The organism is Novipirellula methanifontis, from assembly GCF_052161655.1.
In the GTDB taxonomy this organism is placed as follows: Bacteria; Planctomycetota; Planctomycetia; order Pirellulales; family Pirellulaceae; genus Novipirellula.
In genome coordinates this window covers 2,966,973-2,988,423 of the sequence record NZ_CP197418.1, presented here as the reverse complement: position 1 = coordinate 2,988,423, position 21,451 = coordinate 2,966,973, and the positions used below count along the sequence as shown (strand labels likewise).

The 21,451-nt window shown below is 53.1% G+C and carries 15 protein-coding genes and 1 pseudogene; 10 read left to right on the top strand and 6 right to left on the bottom strand.

Annotated features, from left to right (window positions below):
* Positions 1-36 precede the first annotated feature (36 nt).
* The 4 genes from SH528x_RS10480 to SH528x_RS10465 form a co-directional block, all read right to left on the bottom strand.
* Positions 37-1,437: an alkyl sulfatase dimerization domain-containing protein gene (locus tag SH528x_RS10480; protein WP_442510473.1), complete on the bottom strand. Its 1,401-nt coding sequence runs from the start codon at positions 1,435-1,437 to the stop codon at positions 37-39.
* A gap of 118 nt (positions 1,438-1,555) precedes the next feature.
* A complete protein-coding gene (locus tag SH528x_RS10475) occupies positions 1,556-2,008 on the bottom strand; it encodes a MarR family winged helix-turn-helix transcriptional regulator (protein ID WP_442510472.1) in 453 nt (150 codons plus the stop codon).
* Positions 1,998-2,459 carry a hypothetical protein gene (locus SH528x_RS10470; RefSeq protein ID WP_442510471.1) on the bottom strand — a complete coding sequence of 154 codons (462 nt, stop codon included), beginning with the start codon at positions 2,457-2,459 and terminating at the stop codon, positions 1,998-2,000. The genes SH528x_RS10475 and SH528x_RS10470 overlap by 11 nt, the downstream gene beginning before the upstream one ends.
* A 198-nt stretch (positions 2,460-2,657) precedes the next feature.
* A complete protein-coding gene (locus tag SH528x_RS10465) occupies positions 2,658-3,332 on the bottom strand; it encodes a sulfatase-like hydrolase/transferase (protein WP_442510470.1) in 675 nt (224 codons plus the stop codon).
* 973 nt (positions 3,333-4,305) lie between these two features.
* Here SH528x_RS10465 and SH528x_RS10460 point away from each other — a divergent pair.
* The 8 genes from SH528x_RS10460 (at position 4,306) to SH528x_RS10425 (ending at position 16,615) form a co-directional block, all read left to right on the top strand.
* Positions 4,306-6,084 (top strand): sulfatase-like hydrolase/transferase, encoded by a 1,779-nt coding sequence (locus tag SH528x_RS10460; protein ID WP_442510469.1) that lies wholly within the window; start codon positions 4,306-4,308, stop codon positions 6,082-6,084.
* A 197-nt stretch (positions 6,085-6,281) separates the two neighbouring features.
* Complete coding sequence (locus SH528x_RS10455) at positions 6,282-8,183, top strand: sulfatase-like hydrolase/transferase (protein WP_442510468.1); 1,902 nt, start codon at positions 6,282-6,284, stop codon at positions 8,181-8,183.
* A 299-nt stretch (positions 8,184-8,482) separates the two neighbouring features.
* Positions 8,483-10,567 carry a beta-agarase gene (locus tag SH528x_RS10450; protein ID WP_442510467.1) on the top strand — a complete coding sequence of 695 codons (2,085 nt, stop codon included), beginning with the start codon at positions 8,483-8,485 and terminating at the stop codon, positions 10,565-10,567.
* Between the two features lie 64 nt (positions 10,568-10,631).
* Positions 10,632-10,979, top strand: a complete 348-nt coding sequence (locus SH528x_RS10445) for a hypothetical protein (protein ID WP_442510466.1) — start codon at positions 10,632-10,634, stop codon at positions 10,977-10,979.
* A gap of 111 nt (positions 10,980-11,090) precedes the next feature.
* Positions 11,091-11,588 carry a sulfatase-like hydrolase/transferase gene (locus tag SH528x_RS10440; RefSeq protein ID WP_442510465.1) on the top strand — a complete coding sequence of 166 codons (498 nt, stop codon included), beginning with the start codon at positions 11,091-11,093 and terminating at the stop codon, positions 11,586-11,588.
* Positions 11,585-13,696, top strand: coding sequence for an outer membrane protein assembly factor BamB family protein (locus SH528x_RS10435; protein ID WP_442510464.1), 2,112 nt, complete (start codon positions 11,585-11,587; stop codon positions 13,694-13,696). Before SH528x_RS10440 ends, SH528x_RS10435 begins: the two co-directional genes overlap by 4 nt.
* 673 nt (positions 13,697-14,369) lie before the next feature.
* Positions 14,370-16,106, top strand: a complete 1,737-nt coding sequence (locus SH528x_RS10430) for a hypothetical protein (RefSeq protein ID WP_442510463.1) — start codon at positions 14,370-14,372, stop codon at positions 16,104-16,106.
* A 146-nt stretch (positions 16,107-16,252) separates the two neighbouring features.
* Positions 16,253-16,615 carry a hypothetical protein gene (locus SH528x_RS10425; RefSeq protein ID WP_442510462.1) on the top strand — a complete coding sequence of 121 codons (363 nt, stop codon included), beginning with the start codon at positions 16,253-16,255 and terminating at the stop codon, positions 16,613-16,615.
* A gap of 138 nt (positions 16,616-16,753) precedes the next feature.
* On the opposite strand, the gene SH528x_RS10420 is transcribed toward SH528x_RS10425, so the two are convergent.
* Positions 16,754-18,193: a hypothetical protein gene (locus tag SH528x_RS10420; RefSeq protein ID WP_442510461.1), complete on the bottom strand. Its 1,440-nt coding sequence runs from the start codon at positions 18,191-18,193 to the stop codon at positions 16,754-16,756.
* 567 nt (positions 18,194-18,760) lie between these two features.
* On the opposite strand from SH528x_RS10420, the pseudogene SH528x_RS10415 reads away from it, so the two are divergent.
* Both SH528x_RS10415 and SH528x_RS10410 read left to right on the top strand, forming a co-directional pair.
* Positions 18,761-20,127, top strand: a pseudogene (locus SH528x_RS10415) (IS3 family transposase); the annotation flags it as partial.
* Positions 20,128-20,754: 627 nt separating this feature from the next.
* The gene (locus SH528x_RS10410) at positions 20,755-21,156 is read left to right on the top strand and encodes a hypothetical protein (protein WP_442510460.1); all 402 of its coding nucleotides are present in this window, start codon (positions 20,755-20,757) and stop codon (positions 21,154-21,156) included.
* A gap of 135 nt (positions 21,157-21,291) precedes the next feature.
* Here SH528x_RS10410 and SH528x_RS10405 read toward each other — a convergent pair whose 3' ends face one another.
* A complete protein-coding gene (locus SH528x_RS10405; RefSeq protein ID WP_442510459.1) occupies positions 21,292-21,444 on the bottom strand; it encodes a hypothetical protein in 153 nt (50 codons plus the stop codon).
* Positions 21,445-21,451 lie beyond the last annotated feature (7 nt).

The window sequence follows — 21,451 nt, the reverse complement described above, 5'->3', positions numbered from 1 at the left end:
CGAATTAATTGGGACAGGTCTATGCATGAGTTGTGATTAAAACCACAGGTCGCTCAACTCGCCGGATTCAAGTTCGTTCGCGTAGCTGAGGTAGTAGTTCCGGTTCGGCGCGTTGTACTCTCGTGCAGCCAACCCTCTGAGTGACTCAATCTTCACTTTGCGGGCCAGTTTGCTGTCGCCGTCGCTGAGCCATTTCACATGATCCGACAATTCCAATGCCCATTGGTAATCTTGCTCTGCCAATGCTGCATTCATTCGCTCGGTCAATTTTTGCGTGCCACCAGCGAGTTCGGCAATCTTGCGCGCTTTCAACTTGGGTGCCATCGGACTCAGCGTCGTCGGGTTTCCGTCGTACCAGCCCAACAGGCCTGCATAGATTGCTCGGACCGCATGCGGCACAGTGCCGTAGAACTCGATGAGATACGGTTTGTCTTTCAGATGCTCACGGAGTTCGACTTCGTGAGCAAGTTGGTCGGGTCCTTTTCCAGCGTTGATGCCTCGCACCGTTTGGTCGTACACACTGCGAATCGCTTCGCTGTAATCCTTCAGTGCCATCGTAGCCGCTTCCGGTCCTTGGATGGGCATCGTGTGGCCAGGAACGACAACGTGTGGTTTCAGCGCGGCCATCTTGCCAACGCTTTCCGACCAATTCAGCACGTCGCGATAGGCGGTGCCCCGAATCGCATACAGATTTGGAAAGGAACTGTAAAAATTGTCGCCCGCCAGCAACACCTTCTCCTTCGGGAGCCAGATATACATCGCATCGTCGGTTTCCCCTGGGCCGATGTGAAATTCGATTTCGACACCCGCGATCGTCGTTTTGAGTCCGCTGCTGGGAACGGTGACGGTCGGTGGAAGGAATCCTTTGCCGCGGTCGCCATCGTCGGTACCGGCCGGTGCAACACCGCGGTTGGTAATCTCCGACGACGAGAGCTTCCGTCCGAACTGGCGAACATTTCGTTTCTGCTTTACCGGATCAACCGCTTTGTTGACGCCTTCGGCGGAACCAAAACTTTCCGTGGCGTAGATGTCCGGTTTTTCATCGCCGATAAAGGCACTGGCTCCACCAATGTGATCGCCATGGCTATGCGTATAGATGATCGCCTTGACCGGCTTGTCGCTGTATTGCCGAAAAGCTTCAGCCGCTTTGGCTGCACTCGTCGGGCCGAAAAGAGTATCGACGATAATCACGCCGTCCGTGCCGACGATCATTGAGGTGTTCGCTCCGTGGAACCCAACCGCGGTGTAAACGTTGTCCGCAACTTTGACAACTCCCTTCTCGAACTGCTGCTGCTGAGCATTGAGCATCCGAAGTGCCGTATCGGGCTCGACCTGAGTTTGTCCGCTGGCATTTCCGGCCGTCAGAGCGAGAATGCATAGTAGACCGACTGTTTGCGAACTTCTACGGAATCTGAGTGAGAATATGATTTTGTTCATAAGACTATTCCTTGGAAATGTGTTGTAGTGGACGAGGCTACGAGTCCCTCCACTTGGTTATCGAAAAACGGACTCGTTGCCTCGTCCATCACGGTGAACTGTCCACTACGGTGAACTGTCATTCGAGAGTTTGCCTTGCCAATAGATTCATCTGCATCTTTCGCAGAACGTTTTGCGTCGCTACCAACTCCGACTTCGAGATGCCCTTCATCGTGGTCATTCGCAAGTCGTCTAACAGGGGAAGGACAGTTTGAAGTTTCTGCTCTCCGTGTCGAGTCAATCCGACCATTACGATGCGAGCGTCTTCACTCGATTCGCTTCGCCGGGCAAACTTCTGCTGGACGAGTCGATCCAATTGTCGCTTTACCGTCGTCGGATCGCGAATCATACGTGACGCCAACTCGTTCATGCTCAGCGGTTCACCCGCGTCTGACAGAGTTATCAGCGTCTGCGTTTCCTCCGGAGAAAACGGCCAAGCGGCACTCTTCAGCACGGCAGCCATTCCCGAGCGGATCAGATAGGCGACACGCCCGATCGCAAACCCAGGCGACGATTCTGAATCAAAGTGCATTTTCGTCTCCGTGCAAATTTTGAGTCGAGACGGGCGTCGGCCCAGCAAAGATCGGACGATACCAATCAAAGTAGCAGTAAATCAGCAGCGCGCACGCTGCGAAATCGGGAATCCCGACGACCAAGTATTGATGAGCAAAGAAGATGACATACAGCAAAATATTGAACGCGTAGGGCAGCGCCATCAGGATCGCCAGTGGCGCAGTCCGTGGGAAGAACATCAGCCCGCCAGCGACCGTCTTCAGAAAGCCAACCCAAAAGATCAGATAGCCTGTTTTCTCAAGCGCAAGCATGAATTGATCGAGTTCGGTTGGCGGATCGCCAACTGGATACCCATTCACGCCAAAACCCATCGTCATGATCCCGGTGCCGACAAGGAACAACGCGAAGAGTATCCGCACGACGAAGGCGAGACGTGGAAGTCGAACGTTGCGTTTTTCAGGTGGAGGCATATCAATCGGTTCAGTAGTGGACGAGGCAACGAGTCCTGCGGTACGGGACTCGTTGCCTTGTCCACTGCATAACCCATGTACCTGTATGTTCCAGCTATATGTCGACTAGTCAATGCTTGGGGCCAAAAAAATCGGATGCGGCCTCACTCAATCCAGTATTTTGGATGGTCTAAAGCATTTGAGCAGCGAACGGTTCCCTTACAATTCTCGATCGCCTTCGTGACTACATTGTTGCCTCTCTCGCCCGATGTAGACCTGTGTGCGAGAAGCATCAACCCAGCCTTCGGAATCAGACACGAGCACCGGCCACAGCGTTTTAGCTGTCATTGCTTTCGGAACGGCCACCTTGCCAGCTTCTAAGAAAGTGGGGGCTAAATCAGGCAACGAGACGAAGTCTTCCACGACTCGGCCACCCTTCACCCCGGGACCCGACAACACCAAAGGCACTCGCGACCCGAAATCGTATAGGTTGCATTTGCCGTAAGGGAATCCCGGCGCACCGTGATCGCCAGAAACGGCAATGATCGTATTTTCATATTCACCTGTCCGCTTCAGTTCGTCCACCAAAGCTCCGATGGCCATGTCGAATGCCATCGCCTGCCCAAAATAATCGTTGAGGTCTTCACGCACTTCGGGGACGTCTGGTAGGAATGGTGGCAGCTTACCTTTCAGCGCATCTGGATCCGTTCCCCACTGCGTAGCGCCGGACCCCTTGACCCATTTCCGGTGAGTGGTGGTTGGGCCGAACAAAAAGCAGAACGGCTTACCGATCAACAAGGCAGTCAGGGCGATTAAGGTTCTATACATTTTGATTCTTCGTAACCGTTCAAGGTTTGCCTCAATTGTGGTAATTGAATTGTCGCGGAGCGACAATTCGTGCTTTAACTTTGTGTAGTGTGTTGCCCAATTCAAATCTGATTAACCGAAATGTTCGTTTTCAAATACGTACCGCATATCGAACTCGATTCGGTGCTTCCGAAGGAGCTCAAGGTATTCATTGCGGAACGATTGGTTTGAATGATGCCGCTCCTGATTTTCAATATGCTTTTTAACGATGTCGGACATGGATTCGCTTACGGAGAAAGCGCCTTAGCCTCGCTGCCAAGAAAATTTTTCCGATGTATTTTGATTTTGATTTACTTATTGAGACGAGTTCCCTTTAATTAGTTTGATCGTGTCAGCGACAGCTGCACTGTTGGCTGGACCGAAAATCACATTTGGTGCTCCCGTCCGCAAGGGATGGGAATACGGGGAAGCTCTTTAGCAATGACAAACCAATCGAAGTTTGAATAGGTAGCCGTTTTGGCGATAGCGGGATGTTGATTTAGCAACCCGACGCGTTAGTTTTGAAGTTGCGCGTTTTGGTTTTATGGCCAACGGCCTTTTTTAACTTAGCCTGGGGCATCGCCCCAGGAATACGAAAAACTCGTTGTTTCTTAGGCCAACGGCCTTATTCAATGGGTCGCGTCTGGGTTGAATATGGCCTTTGGCCAAACCCATTCGTTTCGTACTTCATTCCAGGGGCGGTGCCCCTGGCTATGATGTTGATGGCCTTTGGCCAACAAATCCAATCGCAAAAGCGCAGCTTCAAAACGCGTTAGCGAGGGATTGGATTCGGTCCCTCGCTAACGCGTCGGGTTTCGATTGGCACGCTCATTTTTTCAAAACGACTAAATCACCGGGCCGATAGCCACGGTTCCGCAGTGAAGAGACGGAAGCTATTGCCAAAACGGCGACGAAAATCTGACGCAGCACACACCAATAGTACGAGAAATCAATGAACATCGAACCGCGTTTGATACTTCTTGTCGCGTTAACAGCCTTGGCGTGCGTCCCCAAGAACACGATGGCGGCAGAACCCGAGCACGCCAAGCCTAACGTCCTCTGGATTCTGACGGACGATCACCGCTACGACTCGATCCGCGCGTTCAACCAAATGCTACATGGCCGCGAGATGAGCGAACTGGGTTACGTGGAATCGCCTAACACAGATCGCCTCGCGAAAATGGGCACGACGTTTATCAATACCTATTGCCACGCTCAAGGGTGCGCGCCCTCGCGTGCGTCAATGCACTATGGCCGCTACCCGTTCCGTTCGGGGGTGTACGAGTTTGAGTACCACAACAACAATGCCGAACACTGCCGGCCCACCTTGCCTCAGCGGATGGCCGAGATCGGTTACCAAACCACGCATTTCGGAAAACTAGGCGTACGGCTCAGAAGCTTCGAAAACGGACGATCCGTTAAGCCCAAAATTTACCAAACGGATATTGATTCCAATACGCTCAGTGATCAAGGAATGACCGAATGGGGGAAGGTCAGACTTGTCAAAGAAATTGATGGTCATAAGCTCGCCAAGCCAATCAAGAACTTGCTGTTCCTGAAAACGGACAGCGGCAAGACCTACTACATTTCCGAACAGCTAGAAAAAGAAAACCCGCAGTTTGCAGGAATGGCACAAGAAGCCTTCGACAAGTTCGACTTATTGCGTAAGAGCACGCTGAACAAACCTGCCACTGTGTTTACGTCGGGTATTCTGGCCGGCATCAGTCCGCGTGAGGCGGGTAAGACAAGGGACGGCTTCTACACGTCGGCGTTTGAAGAATACCTGAATAACAAAAGCACCGAGTTCAAATTAGGCAACGCAACATTTGACGGCGTTGATCCATCCAAGCCTCTGTTTTGTCACATCGGATTCGATTTCCCTCACACCCCCGTGTTGCCGCCCGCGGATTACCGCGACCGTTTTCGTCAGCATCACTACAACGTTCCGCAACTGGGCGAGAATGAATTAGAGACCATGCCCAAGCAGTTGAAGCGGCAGGTCATGGCCAGCTATTCCGATAACCTTTCGGACGAGGACAAGCAGCGAATGGTCCAGGACTACTTCGCCTTTTGTGCTTACGGCGACGACCTGGTTGGCAAGTCAGCTGATGCGTTCATCGAGTATAGCGAACAAAACAACCGTCCATGGGTTATGGTGTATGTCTGTGGAGACCACGGCTGGAAGCTGAATGACCATGGCGCCTACTCCAAATTCACGCCATGGAACGTCGACAGCCAAGACCCGATCATCGTGGTGTCATCCGATAAAACCACCTTCCCGGCCGGCAAAGTAGTTACTGATTACACCGAGTTCGTCGATATCGCGCCGACGATTCTGGCGGCGGCAGGCGTTGATCTGAAGGACAAAATCAACGATTACCTCGATGGCTACGATCTGGCTCAGGTTGCTTCCGGTGAAATTCCAGCTCGCGATTACGTCATCGGCGAGAGCCATGCAGTGACCGGCCCGCGTGCTTACATCCGCACGAAAGAGTTCGTGTTGTCCATGCAGACCCGCCCGACCAAACGTCGTGGGGAGGACATGGAGTGGGCTCGCAACGCTTCGTGGAAAGAACTGGATCCTGCGCTTTACGACATGACAAAAGACCCGCATGAACTCAACAACCTGGCGTTCAACCCCGAGTATGAAACTATCGCCCAAGCCATGAAGAAAAAGCTGATGAATATTGTGCTGGGCGACAATCGCGTGGAAGTGGAATGGGGACCGAAAGCGGATGGAACCAAACTGTTCCGCAGCAACTTCGCTCCCGGTGCCGACGACAAGAAACTGGAACTTTGAGTCAAGCATAGGACATTGCTCCGTTAAGGACCGAGCGGTAAATAGGTGGGATAGCCTTCCAGCCTGTCATGTCGGAAATGACAGGCTGGAAGCCTATCCCACTTTTGAAATTCGACAGCGGTTTCTCGTTCGGTCCTGAAACGCCATGGTCTTTGGACTACTACAAAATCAAAAACTGAATTGGGAGAACAAATCGAATGAAGAAGCAATTAGGGTGTGTTTTGGCATTAGTATTTTGTGCCGTCGCGGTCTCCGCCATTGCAGAGGAACCGAACATCATTGCCACCGGGGCTGCAGATAGCCGTCCGAATATTCTGTGGATCGTGACCGACGACCAGCGTGCGGACTCACTGAGCTGTTTCAATCGGGCGGTTTATGGAACGGATGAAAGTCTGCTTGGTTATGTGGAGTCGCCGAACATTGACGCGCTGGCGAAAGAGGGCGTTCTGTTTACCCGTGCGATCTGTAATTCTCCCGCCTGTGGTCCTTCCCGCGGTTCGATGCACACCGGGCGTTACCCTTTCCGCAATGGGCACTATGCCTTTGAAATGACGCATCAGTTACCCGATTTTGTTACCCCGATCGTCCATCAGACGATTCGTGAATTCGGCTATAGCACGGGCGCCTTCGGTAAGATGGATTCCTATATCTATACGATTCCGAACGCATTCAATACGGACGGACTTTTTGGCGCACGCGTCCACTTCAAGCATGACCTACAGGCCAATGGTGTCGGTGACATCTACTCTCATGTGGCCCATGGAAAAGACGCCGGGAACCAAGAGAAGGTTATGTATGCCGATGGTTCATCACGGGAATATTTCATCGCTCGAAAGAAGGCTGAGTTGACCGCGGAGGATATTGCATCTCAGGACCAGACGACGCAGGAGTTCGGGCTGCTTCGTACCTATCCGCAGGGCTTTAATAACAAGACCCTGATCGTCAGTGGTCGTAATCCGCAGTCTGAAGACAAAACCCTCGATGCCTTTATCGTCAAGGAGTTCAAAGACTATCTCGCGAATACGGACCAGACCTACACCTCCTCCTTCGGCAAAAAAATGCAGGGCGTGCCCTCGGATAAGCCGTTCATGATCGAGGTCGGTCTGCGTCTTCCCCACACACCCGTGTTGCCGCCGCAGTCATGCCGCGATCGATTTAAAGACAAGACGTACAATGTGCCGGAATTTGAGCCCGCAGATTTTGAAAAACTGCCGCCGCAATTGAAGCGGATTTGTAAGGGCATGAAAATTATTGCTTCATCGCCGGAAGATATTTCAGCCAAGCTTGCTTTTACTGCCGAAGAAGTGCAGCAAGCGATTCGCGACTACTACGCCTTCTGCGCCCATGGCGACGCTCTGATTGGTGACGCGGTTAAAACTTTCAAGGAATACTGTGCCAAAAGAAATCAGGAATACTTGATCATCTACACGGTCGGCGACCACGGTTGGCACCTCGGCGAACAGGGCATCGAAACGAAGTTCACCCCGTGGCGTCAATCCATTCACAACGCCGCGATTGTGGTGTCCTCCGACAAGACCAAATTCCCGGCCGGAAAGGTGTTTGACGAAATCGTGGAGTATGTCGACTTCATGCCGACGATTCTGGCGGCAGGTGGTGTCAACATTCACGACAAGAAATACGATTTCCTGGACGGCTACGACCTCGCCGAAGTGATCTCCGGTAATACCGTGAGTCGCGAGTATGCGCTGGGTGAAATGAATCTGATTTACGGACCGCGTGCATACTTGCGAACCAAAGACTTCGGGTTTTCCATGCGAACCCGCCCGGGCTACGGTCTGGTTAAAGAAGAGAACCTGAACAAGGACATCAAATGGGCTCTAAGGTGTCCGGTGGAAAAAGCGGAACTGGCTTTGTATGACCTACGTCAGGATCCGCTGGAACGCAATAATGTCGCCGCTGATCCGGAATACAAGGAGTTGGCAGAATGGTTCCGCCAGAAGCTCGGTAATATCGTTCTTGGTGATGGCCGCGTGGAATGCGACTGGGACCAAAAGAACAGCTACAACATCAGCAACTTCGCGAAAGGTGCTGATGATAAACACTTGGATATTCCTGCACACCATTTGCCAAATCGCTGAGCCTTTTTTATCAAATCGGAATTAATTCCCCACGCGATCGTGCGTGCGTGTTCCCGCCCAAGGATCTAAACGTTCGCCACTCCTTCAATGTGCAAATCCCATTGATCGTAACGCACGATCGCGGATCGGTTTGACCATGATACGTGCGGTTGCCGGATCTGATTGAGACATAAACCGAGACGTGATTAATGATTATTGAAAACGCAGAGCATTCGATTTGTCTATAATCATCGCTTGAATTCGACGAGCAATCGTAAGCCTGTCTGTCGAAGTGCTTTTACAAATAGAGTCAAGAACCGATGGTGCATCTCGGAACGTCTTGTGCGTTGCTGCTATTTTTCGCGACGACCTTATCCGGTCTGGCGGTCTGCGGCGAAGACACTTCTCCCCGGTCCGTGTTGTTCGATTTCGAACATGACTTTGACATCAACACCGTTGAAGCACGTGGCATCGAGATATCATTAACCGGTTCGCAAACCGATCAACAGCTGCAACTTGCAGCAGGACACGCGACCGATTGGCCGGGCATCACGTTGAAACCTGAGGGGGAGTACTGGGACGGTTCACAGTACCAACAGGTTTCTTTTGACTTCACCAACTTAAATGACGACGCATTTGAACTTGGATTGCGAATCGACAATGTCAACGGTGATTCCGGGAACAACTTTACTGTCATGACCCAAGTTGGCCCTGGCGAATCTCGCACAATCTCTGGGAAACTCTACAACACAAGCTATCGATTCTCGACACCGTTGACTTTGGAGGGCATGCACGCTTCCCCCGGACAAAGCACGGTTGATCCCGAAAAGATTGTCGAAGTCATCATCTTTCTCCGACAGCCTCGTGAAGATCATCTCTTTACCATCGATAACGTTCGCTTCGAAACGCTGATGACGGAGGTGAAGCCAGAAGATTTCTTACCATTCATTGATGAGTTTGGGCAGTTTATTCATGATGATTGGCCAGGAAAAACACATGACCAGCAGGAGCTGATCGACCGACGCGAAAAAGAAAAGCTGGAATTGGAAGCTCACGCCGGTCCGGAGTCGTTTGATCGTTTCGGAGGTTGGAATGATGGTCCGCAATTGGAGCCAGCCAAGTTCTTTCGCACGCAAAAGGTCGATGGCAAGTGGTGGCTTGTCAATCCAGACGGCAAGCTGTTTTGGTCCCACGGTATCGATTCCGTATCCACTCGATTTGGCGCGACGGGAATTCAAGATCGCGAGCAATACTTTCGGAATCTACCCAAGGAAGGTGACCCAATGGCTCAATTCTATTCGCAGAGCACTTGGGCTTTTGGATTCTACGCCAGTCGAACACCATTCAAGACTTACAACTTTTTCAACGCAAATCTATTCCGCAAATATGGCGAACAATGGCGTCAAGAGTTCGCTGATCTAGCACACGAGCGGCTAAGAAGCTGGGGGATGAATACGTTGGCGTCGTGGGCTGATTCCGACATGTGCCAGCAAGACCGTACTCCGTTCGTAGCCTTCGTCCACGTTGATCGCGGCCCCGTTCTAGCCGGTGCTCAAAAAATGTGGACTCAATTCCACGATGTCTTTGATCCTAAATTCCGCGAAGCGATCGCTCATGGAATCGAAACATGCAAATACGCCCACGGGAATCCTTGGTGCATCGGATACTACGTCGACAATGAACTGTACTGGGGTAACGATCTTGATTTAGCAAAATGGACTCTTGCTAGTCCGGCGGAGCAGGTGGCCAAGCATGAGTTGATCGAAGACCTGCAGACGAAGTACGTCACGATCGGCGAACTGAATTCAGCTTGGGGCACCGATCACCAATCTTGGGATGGTCTTTTGACCTCGACTCAGATCCCGGATCTGAATAAAGCAGGATCGGACTTGCGTAGCTTTACTAAACGATTCTCCGAAACCTATTTCCGCACAGTAGATGAAGAGCTTGAGAAAGCTGCGCCGGGTCAACTGTACCTTGGTTGCCGATTCATCTGGGATAACCCGACCGCGATTCGCGCTGCGTGTGATTTTTGTGATGTGGTCAGCTTCAATCGCTATCTCTACGACGTCGAGAACTTGGGTTTACCCCAAGGTGAAGATAAGCCTTTACTGATTGGTGAATTTCATTTTGGTGCGATGGACCGAGGCATGTTTCACCCCAGCAAGGTGCCGGCGAAGAACCAACAGCACCGTGCGGAGTGTTACAAGAACTACGTCAGCGGGGCGCTGCGAAATCCGCTGCTCGTCGGAACGCATTGGTTCGAGTACACATCAGAACCGACCGCTGGTCGTGGAGACGGAGAAAACTATCAGGTTGGATTTGTTGATTGTTGCGACACTCCCTACGTCGAAATCGTAGAAGCAGCCCGAGAAATTGGCAATCAAATGTACGAGTCGCGATAACGGGCTCAGTTCTGTCATCCTCACGCATTCCCATCTCAGAGATTCAGTACTAAAGGAAGATTCAATGCAGCGACTTTTGCTTACTCGATGTCTGTTCGTGATGCCAGTGTTGGTATTGGTAACGACGGCCTGCGGACTTGAACCTGCTTCTGCCCCAAAGAAGGTGACAGAGCCGTTTTTTGTCGACGGGCAAGACCCCAGACCGAAGAATAAGAACTGGGTTTTAGTCGAAAATCTTTCAGACGAGTTTGAGGGAGACACTCTCGATTCAGAAAAATGGGATGCCGACCCCAATCGAAAAGGCTGGGGCTGGATTGGATGGCCACCAGGGCTCTTCAAGCCAGAGAATGTCAAAATCGCTGATGGAAAGATGAATGTTATGGTGATGACTCTGTCGAGTTGTATGACCTGAGCAGCGACCCTGGCGAAAACAATGATCTTGCCGCGCAGAAACCGGAATTGTCCGATCGCCTGAAGCAAAAACTAAAGTAATGGCTTAAGGCACGATTACTTCGAGATTGACTTGTCCACGCCATTCGGCACTGGCTACAAGCAAGGCCTGTTTCGGAACAAGAAGCCTGCGGGTTTTGAAGGCTATCTGACCGATGCCCTAAGTCAGGATGCGGTGGATTTCATAGATCGCAACGCCGAGCAGGATGAACCCTTCTTTCTTTATGTCGGATACAATGCACCACACGAACCATTGCAAGCTCCCGAGGCCGACATCAACAAATACAAACAGATCGAAGACCCAAAACGTCGCGTCTATGCCGCTATGGTCCATGACATGGACCGGGGATCGGACAGATCCTTGATACGATTTCAAATGCCGGAATTGGCGATGATACGATCGTCTGTTTCTTCAGTGACAACGGTGGCCCCCAGCCTGTTCTGTGGAGCAAATGGTTTGACAATGGATCCAGCAACGCACCCATTCACGCCGGCAAATCCTATGTTTACGAAGGCGGAGAAAGAGTTCCGCTACTACAGTAATTACTCCGACAGTCCTTACTTTATATGAACGCTTACTACAAACTTGTCTTGATCTCTTTAAGCTGCTGCTGGTTAAGCGTAGCGCACGGTCAGGACGCCGATTGGCCAGAATATCTTGGGGGAAAGGATCGCGATCTGTATTCGTCGCTCGACCAGATCAACCGTGGCAACGTCTCTCGGTTGAAAGTCGCTTGGACATTCGAGACCGGGAATCAGGCCGAGTATCAAGCGAACAACTTGATTGTGGGCAGAGTGCTCTACACGCCGACCGCGACGCGCAAGGTGATCGCGCTCGACGCGACCACCGGTAAAGAACTCTGGCAATGGGATCCTGCGAACGAACACACTGGCGCGGGTAGCCCGCGGCAACGAGGGCTGGTCTATTGGGCCAGCGAAGCCAATGGGGAGCACAGCGAAACCGGTGGGGAGCAACGCTTATTCACCGGGGTAAACGGATTCCTATTCGCCATCGATCCGAAGACTGGCGAGACCATCCGTGCATTCGGCCAAAACGGCTCGATCGATCTTGGTTCGGGCCTCAACACGCCAGGTGTTACCTACAAAGACCTGTTGATTGTTGGCGGACTTGGCGGAAAGGGATCACTTCGCGCTTTCGATGTCAGAACGGGCGAGCAACGTTGGATCTTTCACTTGATTCCGCGTCCTGGCGAAGTGGGCTACGACACTTGGCCCGAGAACGCTTATGAAACGGCGACCGGTTTGATGCCTTGGAGCGGACAATCGCTGGATGAAAAACGTGGCATCGTTTACGCCGCGACCAAGACGGCTGAGCCGGATTTTTATGGAGGTGAACGACATGGCAGTAACTTGTTCGCCAACAGCATCGTCGCGCTCAACGCCGCTACCGGAGAGCGGATCTGGCATTTTCAAATCGTGCATCACGATCTCCTGGATAAGGACTTGCCCTGCGCGCCGGTTCTGCTCACCGTGAATCACGATGGAAAGCAGATTGATGCGGTCGCGCAGGGGACCAAACACGGTTTGCTATTCGTGTTCGACCGCGTCACAGGTGAGCCACTCTGGCCGATCGAAGAGCGACCAGTTCCTCAGTCCGATTTAGTCGGCGAGCAGACTTGGCCGACTCAGCCGTTCCCTACTAAGCCTCCGCCGTTGATGCGACAGGCCTACACAGCAGAGGATGCATCGGACATCTCGCCAGAAACGCATCAGATGACCTTGGACCGGATTCTTGCCGCGCCAAACTTCGGGCCTTTTCCTGCGCCAAGCCTGAAAGAGACGGTGATGTTTCCTGGATTCGATGGCGGAATGGAGTGGGGTGGCGGAGCCGCTGACCCCGAGGGGATCTATTACGTCAACGTTAACGAGATGCCATGGCTGCTGCAAATGATCGAGACCCGTCATGCCGATGGCTCGAAACTGGCTACGGGCGAACGTGATTACCTGCTCTATTGCGGCGTGTGTCATGGCATGGATCTCAAAGGCAATGTTGAACTGAAGTTCCCGTCGCTGGTCGACATTGACAAACGAAAGACACGTGCCGAGATCGAGCAGATGACGCGGCAAGGTCGTGGACGCATGCCCTCTTACGACACGATGCCGGAGGGAAAACGCGTGGCAATTCTCGATTACGTGCTCAGTAAAGGCGTGCAATCCAGCGAGGCTCGTGACGAGGCTCTTGACGAGGCAAAGCATCAAAAGCCGGCTGCGATGGATGCTGACCAAAGACCTGTCTATGCCTTCGGAGGATTCCGTCGATGGTTGGACGCTCAAGGCTACCCTGCGATCAAGCCACCGTGGGGCACCTTGAACGCGGTTGATCTCAACACAGGCGAAATCAAATGGAAAGTTGCGTTGGGCGAGTATCCCGAACTGACTGCACAAGGAATTCCACCGACGGGCACTGAGAATTACGGCGGCCCGCTGGTGACAGCCGGAGGTTTGATCTTCATCGGAGCGACTGCGGACGAAACCTTCCGCGCCTTCGACAAACAGACCGGCGATCTTCTATGGAAAGCCAAGTTGCCGTTCGGAGGTAACGCTAGTCCAAGCACCTACATGGTGAGCGGACGACAATACGTAGTCATCTCGGCTGGCGGCGGCAAAAGCGGGCGACCCCGTGGCGGAACTCTCGTCGCCTTTGTTTTGCCAGAATGAAAACGAGCCAGACAAGCCGATTTGCTCAACCTAAGTGGGATAGGCATCTTGCCTGTCATCCACGAGCAACTTTAAAAGCCGACGTATGGAATTTACCACACGTCGGCTTTTTCGTGTTTTAACGCCGACGGGCAACCCTGTGAAGCATTTTTCATAACCCGAATGCGTACGCGAGGGACTCTTGAACCAGCGCCGGTCCCTCGCTTACGCGTTCGGGTTGTGATGACCTGGCAAAACACGACTCAGAAATGCTTCACAGCGTTTGCCGAGGGGGCAAGGACTCAAGTCATCGCTCCGCCGGCACACATCGCGCGGAGGTGTCTCTGGAAAAGTACTATCAGCCCGCCGCCGAAACGCTCTCCAGGGCGGTCTCAGCCCAATGTCTCTGGTGTCTCTGTACGATGCAGACCTCAAGGTTATGAAGTCCTGGAGTGCTATCGTATAAAAGTGGTTAACGTTTGCGGGGTTGATCTGAGCCGAGGGCGGCGAGTTCAACATCGCCACCGCCCGGGGAAATCGAGAGACAAAAAACTCGGTCATGTCGGCTAGCGGTAAGCTAGATTTCTGAGCGGCATCCGCTCGTTATGGTTCTGAGCGTTGGACGATCGCATTTGATCCGATGCCCGTGATCTGTTGAATTGAGCAGAACCTAATCGTTGTAACGAATTTGCGGATGAAATACGTACTTGCCATCACCGGCGTTTTGGCCGGGCTAGCGATCGCCGCTCCCGATCTTGTGTTATTGGGATATTTCTTTTTGATCGTGCCGGGTTTGGTTCTCACCTTGGCCCCCACGGTGTTTGTCTATTTGACCGTGACGGCGATTGTTCGGCGTCTGCTGCCCATCTCCTCGCCCATGTCGGCGACCGCGACGGCATTCGGTGTCTCGCTGCTGCTGGGTTGGGTCGTCATGCAACCGTTTCGCTTGAAGGCAATCGCTGCGTACCGCGCGGACGAATTGCGCGATGTGCTACCTAATCAAGCCATCGAACTCGAGCGGCATGTGCGTATCGAAAGGCCGAATCAACGCCTCGAGCCCGAATGCGACTACTTGAGTCTCGCGTTGCTCGACTCGCCACTTGTGCAAAGCTTGACCACGGTAACCGCCGGGCGTGGCAAACCATCGGGTCCTCAGTCCTCCGCCGCCTACGCCTTGGTTTCTGCGAAGACAGATCCCGCCGCAGGCATCTTCCCGAGTAAGCCGGGCCAGATCGTCCGTGAGTATCCGCCGTTGGTTCAGGCCAATCGTGGGATGAAGCTGATCACGGCAGCCAAAGCGGTGGAGGCGAATTGGGCGATGCGGTTGGCCGGACTTGAGCGACTACGAAAGGTCGTTCCCGTTGACGCTGACGTGGCCGATTGGGTTATCCGCGTTGAAAGCCATGCGAACCACCGAACTTCCACACTCCGGCGAGTCACGATTCTCGACTCGAAAGGCACCGTTCGCTACCGCAAGAGCTATCGAAAGCAGGCCATACCCGCTCACATGTTTTACTTCGGCTTTCATGCCACCATGGCCGGCAACAGCTCCTTCCACATTGGGCGGCAGGTCATGGAGTCTGGCGAGCGGTCGCTGAAGCCGGAAACCGCGCTGCTTCAAGCGATCAAGTTCCGCGTTCCGCCGTGTGACGCAAAGGCTATAGAACTGCTGCGGGACCAAACCGTGCAAGCACTTGACGACCCCGCGGCAACGACCGCTCAGCTCGATTTAGCACGTCGCTACCTCGGCTTGTTTTTCTTTGATACGAATCCGCGGGACCATGCACTGATCGCGCGAATCGTGGCCGACGATCGCGTCCGAGACATTGATACGCCAATCAAAAACGTTTTTTCCAAGGACAAGACGCCCGCCGCGATGCTGGATGCCTATGTTGATCGAATTTCCATGGATCACACCTCGGCAAGCCTGCGTCATTGGTTAGCCGAACGTTTGGCGAGTTTCCCGCCGGGGACGTTTGCCGATCCTGGTCCAACGTATCTCGCGATTTGGAACTCGCCTGAAATCTATCAACAAGCGGCACCGCTGATCGCGACCTTGGCTGATCTTGGTCCCGATCGCGCGATGCCCAAAATCGACCGAATTCTCGACGCCGCGATTGAATTGCCGCATTGGCGTGATCGACGCTCATCGATTGATGGCATCCGAGCGGCACTGGTTCGCTTAGGGCCGCAGGCATCGGCCGCAATACCACGGATACGAGAACTGTTTCTAAGTCGCCCGTCGCCAATCATGAACAGCTCCGGCGATGCCGATCAGTGGCGATTCGCACTGGCCAGGATGGGCGTCGCGCTCGAGGACCTACCTGTCTTTCCCAATCAATCACCTCAATTGGTCGAGCGGAACATTCTCCGAGTAGCCGACAAGCTTGGGCGGTATAAACACGACCACGCGCCGGAGGAAGAAATATGATCGGCAATTTGCTCTTTCATCTGGTTACCTACAGTCTGCCTGTCGGTTTGATGTGTGTGATTTGGAAATGTAACTCCCGGCGGTAAACCCGACTGGCCCAAGCGTATCGTGCTGCCGATGAAATTCACTGCGTTGCCACGCGGACCATGCAGACGGTGATTTTGGTGGGCGGCGATGTCGGATGGAACTCATACAAAGGAATCGCGACGGTCGGCGTGACCAAGGAAGGCATATTGCTTCAACTGATAGCACCCTTTTCACTTTTCCACCCGCCGCTGCTGATCCCCTACGGCGCGACCGACGTCGAGCCGAGAAAATGGTACCTGATCGGCAAGACCGTCCAGTACAACTTGCGCGAGGTGAGCGACGTCAAGATGATCGTCCACGATGACTTGCAGGATTGGATTGAATCGCAATCCGCCAGCCTAGCCATCGCCAGCCTAACCATCGCACAGGCAGCCACTCGAATCGACGACGATGTTCTCGAGGGTGTGCCAACGACTGTTTGATTTGCAACCGCTGCGACAGTTACTTGAATATGCCACGTCGGTTTACTCCGACCGCCCATGAGGGGCGAATGAGACATGGGACGACCATGAAGCAACAACGAAAAAGTTCGAGCAGATCGTGAAGCCGATCGGACATGACTAGGGCAATTCGGCAACCAGCAAGTGCTTGGCTGCCGACCGTCCGCTCAGGGGCTGAAAGGTGGCAGCCCGATTGTCGGCGCAAACAAACCAATCATGATCGTAAGATTGGAAATCAGTGAAGACAACTTCAGCTCGCCATGTCACCGTCAAAGTCTTGGAATCCACCAATTTGCCTTGTGGGAATAGCCATGACGCATCATTGGTCAGGACAGGATGACTCGCCGAGAAGGATAGCGACTCGGGTAGCTCGGAATCTTCGACATCTTGTTTGGTTTCGCCCGTTGCCAAGTCGATAATTCGCAGCCGCTTTCGACTGGCCCGAGGGTTGAGCAATCCCAAGTGCAAATAACGGCCGTTGGGGCTTATCTCGGCATGATGAATCACAAACTCGCGTTCCATTTCCAAGGTCGTTTGGGCGTGATCACGCAGACGTCCATCATCGACTGCAATGACTCGCAGCGAAGCGGGGCTCGCCCCGCTGAAGACGAGCACGAAACGTTTCCCTGGAGTCAATTTCCAGTACGTGAGCTGAGTTCCGGAAAACTCGTGTATCGGCTTTCCGGTCTCCTTCTGCAAGTCGAACAGCTGTAGCACACGGTCTTTAGTGTGCAGTAAGATCAAGTCGTCACTCACAAACTGCACAGATAGCAATTGCTGTTCGAAAGGTATGTCTTTGGCGGTTCCATTCTGAAGCGAGTACAGCCGCAACACTCTGCTTTGATTGCCGGGCGCGCCTACGCTGGTCTGTTGTAAAATGTAGTTCCCACTAGGTGAAACATCGCAAGATGCGTGCATGAACGAAACTTCCTCTCGTAGCGAGTGGACTTCTTTGAAGCCTGGGCAGGAAAGGATGGAGACAAAGTTCTCAAGTGCGGTCCTTGGTTTGATTATCACTCCGCCAGTGACCAGAAAATTGTCGATACCTGCATTGGGTGCGGATTGTTGGATTCCTTCGAGCAGATGAACTCCTGGATCAAGGGCCAGCCGTTGGAGAGCAGGGTCAACGCAACTTTTCCAAAACGATTGTGCGGTGGCAATCGGTTGGCCCCTCAGTTCTTGGTCCGTCGGAACTCGGTCCCGTGGAATTTGAGCCTGGCTGTTCTCCCGAGTGAATTGATCGAGCTGCTCATGATTGGCTTGCGTGGGGCCTAAACGATCGGCGTCGTGCGACAAAATCATCGGCTGAGTCGGCTCGGGCTCATTTACACGTGACGATGAAGGACGGTTTGCTTCGGCATTGGTTGCGAGCGGCGATCCCCAATCGCCAACGATCACAATGAGCGCGACTAGCACAGAGAGAAACCCAGCGGAAATCGCCAGCGATGCGACTAGGACGTTGCGGTTCTTCTTGCGCCGCCCGTTAGAAAGGGATGTACGACGCGAGTTTTTTATTCCGGGCCGTGGTTCGACTTCGATTTGCGGAAAATCGGGTGACACAGGTGCTGCTGGCTCTCTCGATGGAGTTTGGCGTGGATGACCTTCAACGGCTGGAGATACGTCGCTTGCAGGAGTGGAGGGCGATTCGGGGATCTGCAACAGACGTCCACAACGACACTTGGCCCGTTTTCCTGCCCAATCTACGGGAACCTGCTTTCGAAAACCACATTTACAAGCGATGCCAATCACTCGTCTTCCCCTTCAAAGATTTCATGAACGCTGCATCATCGGCGAAAATCGTAAGTTATCACCTCAGTAAGCTCTCTTCAATATTTTGGTACGGCAGCTTGCCAAAGTCGTCTGAAGTTTGCTGAGATCTCCCAAGCGGTTTGAGCGAGGTGTGGTTCGCTCAACTTAAGTAGGATAGGCATCTTGCCTGTCATCCACGATCAACTTTAAAAGCCGACGTAGGGAATTTTCCACACGTCGGCTTTTTTCATGCTATACCGCAGTCGGGGCAAAGACTCACGTCGAAGCTCCGCCGTCAGACATCTCGCGGGGCCCTCTGTGCCAACATGAGTGAGACAACTTTGAAGTTTTTCAAAGTCGAGGGCACGGAGAGTTTACATGACCGAAATCGCCAACAAAAAAGTTAAGAAAAATCCTGAGGTGGCTGAGAAAGCGACCCGTCGTCGCTTTTCAGAGGAGTATAAACGTCGGATCGCGATCGAAGCTCAGCAGTGCTCCGAGCCCGGTGAGATTGGAGCTCTGCTACGTCGTGAAGGGCTCTATTCGTCAGTGGTTCAGCGCTGGCGTCGTCAACTTCGGGAAAAATCATTGTCATCATCGAATAAGCCCAGTAGCGATGTGCCGCCAGCAATACCGTCAAAGGCAAAAGAGCTTGCCGCTTTGAAACGCGAAAATGAACGCCTAAAAGAAAGACTTCGCCAGGCGGAGTTGATCATTGACGTCCAAAAAAAAGTCTCGGAGATGATGCAGACACGCTCACACGAGAAGACAGATTGAGTGCGGCTGAAGGGCTCAGCAAACGAGTCGGTGTCGCTGCTGCATGCCGCGCACTGAATGTTTCGCGAGCGACGTTGTACCGTCGCCGCGATCCCGACCAGCAACCTAAGCCGAGACCGATCCCAGCTCGAGCACTTTCACTCGGAGAACGAAAAGCGGTGATCGATCGACTCAACAGCGAACGTTTCGCTGATCAGTCGCCGCGGCAGGTCTACTCGAAATTGCTCGATGAAGGGGAGTACATGTGCAGCGTGCGGACGATGTATCGCATCCTCGAAGCGAATCAAAGCACTCGCGAACGCAGAAACCAACTCCGACACCCGAACTACAGAAAGCCTGAATTGCTTGCGACCGGCCCCAATGAAGTCTGGTCGTGGGACATCACCAAGCTCAAGGGCCCGGAGAAATGGACCTATTATTACCTGTATGTCATTCTGGATATCTACAGCCGCTGCGTGGTCGGCTGGATGCTGGCACATCGTGAAAGCGCCGATCTAGCCACGCAGCTGATCGAAACAACCATTGAAAAGCAAAACATTCCGCGCGAGCAATTGATCCTCCATAGCGATCGTGGGCCATCGATGACATCGCATTCGGTGGCGCAGTTGCTTGGTTCGCTGGGCGTCACCAAGTCACACAGTCGGCCGCATGTTTCCAACGACAATCCTTTCTCGGAAAGCCAGTTCAAAACGATGAAGTACCGCCCTGAATTTCCCCAGCGATTTGGATGCTATGAAGACGCACTTGGATTCTGCCGTGAATTCATTGGCTGGTACAACGACGAGCACTATCACAGTGGCATCGGCCTGCTTACCCCATCATCGTTGCACTACGGCCAAGGCGAAAAAGTGATCGAGTCGAGAAAACAAACGCTTCACGGGGCATGGCAGAAGAATCCCGAGCGTTTCGTACACGGCATTCCCACACCTGCAAGCCTTCCCAAAGCAGTTTGGATCAACGCTCCCAAACGAAAGGATGAATTGAAAAGCGAAGCCCCCGAAGCGAATTGCCCGGGGGCTCCAGAAGTAACGTCTTTGACGCACCCTCGATCCGGTTATCCCTTGGACGGTTGCGTCCCCGCAGAGCCGTCTTCCGTTTCACCGGACGTCGACACAGTACCAGCAACAAACTCTTTGAACACCCGAGTCATGCCTGAAAAAATCCCGGGGGTTCGGGGGCTGGCCCCTGAGCACGCGGGATGCAGCACCTAACAACTATCAAAAAGTTGTCTCACTGTCGTTGACACATTCCGGGGTGTCTCGGGCAAAGGTCTCTCGTGTCTCTGTTTTTCTTATAGGGCTTGTGCTAATTTAACGTAGCGGAAGTCGTCAAGACTTTCGTTCCATGGTGTATGCCCCCCGAAACTCTTGACGAGTTCCGCTACGAAATGCTTCACAGCGTTGCGCCAGGGGGCAAGCGTTCGAGGCTGAAGCGTCAGACCGATCCGCCCATGAAAGCCGGCCGCAAACGGGAGAGATTCGTCCGCGAGAAACGGAATGAGAGTTGCAGTATGTAAGCCGTGAAATGCCCACAGCCTGGGCGTTAGCTTTTCAATGGGCTACACATCCCAACGGTTCAGTACGGAGAGATGTTCGATGGATGCCGCTTTGATCGCCATGACGGACCGAGGAGTTCGCTTCACGTTCCTCGGTGAACCTTTTCGAAGTCGGCAAAAAATTCCGAACGAGGACATTGTCGATATTAACTTCAACAAAGTGGACATTACCGATGCTGACGTCGGAGCACTGCTGTCGCTTCCGAATCTCGAAGGAATCAGCTTCTGGAAAACCGGCGTTTCCGATCACGCGATCGAGCTGATTTCGCAGCTCCCTAAACTCACTCGACTCAACCTTTGCGGGACGCAAGTTACAGACGCATCGGTTTCCACGCTCGTTGGCATGACTCTGAACTACATCGACGTCGCCGACACGCAGCTCACACCGCAGGGAGTTAAAACGCTGCGCGAGGGATTGCCCAATGCAGAGATTCTCTCGTAGCAGCCTGGTGTCTGTCACTTCCGCTCACCGCCGGCAAAATTCGAGCTGTATGGATGCTAGTCCGACCAGCAGTACCGCGACCTGGTCGATCCAACGATCCTGTTCATTTGTCGAGAGCCTCTCCAATTTGCGTGTTTACTCACTGCACCTGTGGTGAAGATCAATCATCGCGGCATGGTCGCGCATGTCGGCTTGTTTGATCGCTGCGATGTATTCATCGCGAATCGGACTCTCGGTGTTTCGCAAGTCAGTTGCGGGGCAACGGATTGCAGGTTGGTCGTGTTGCATCAGCCAC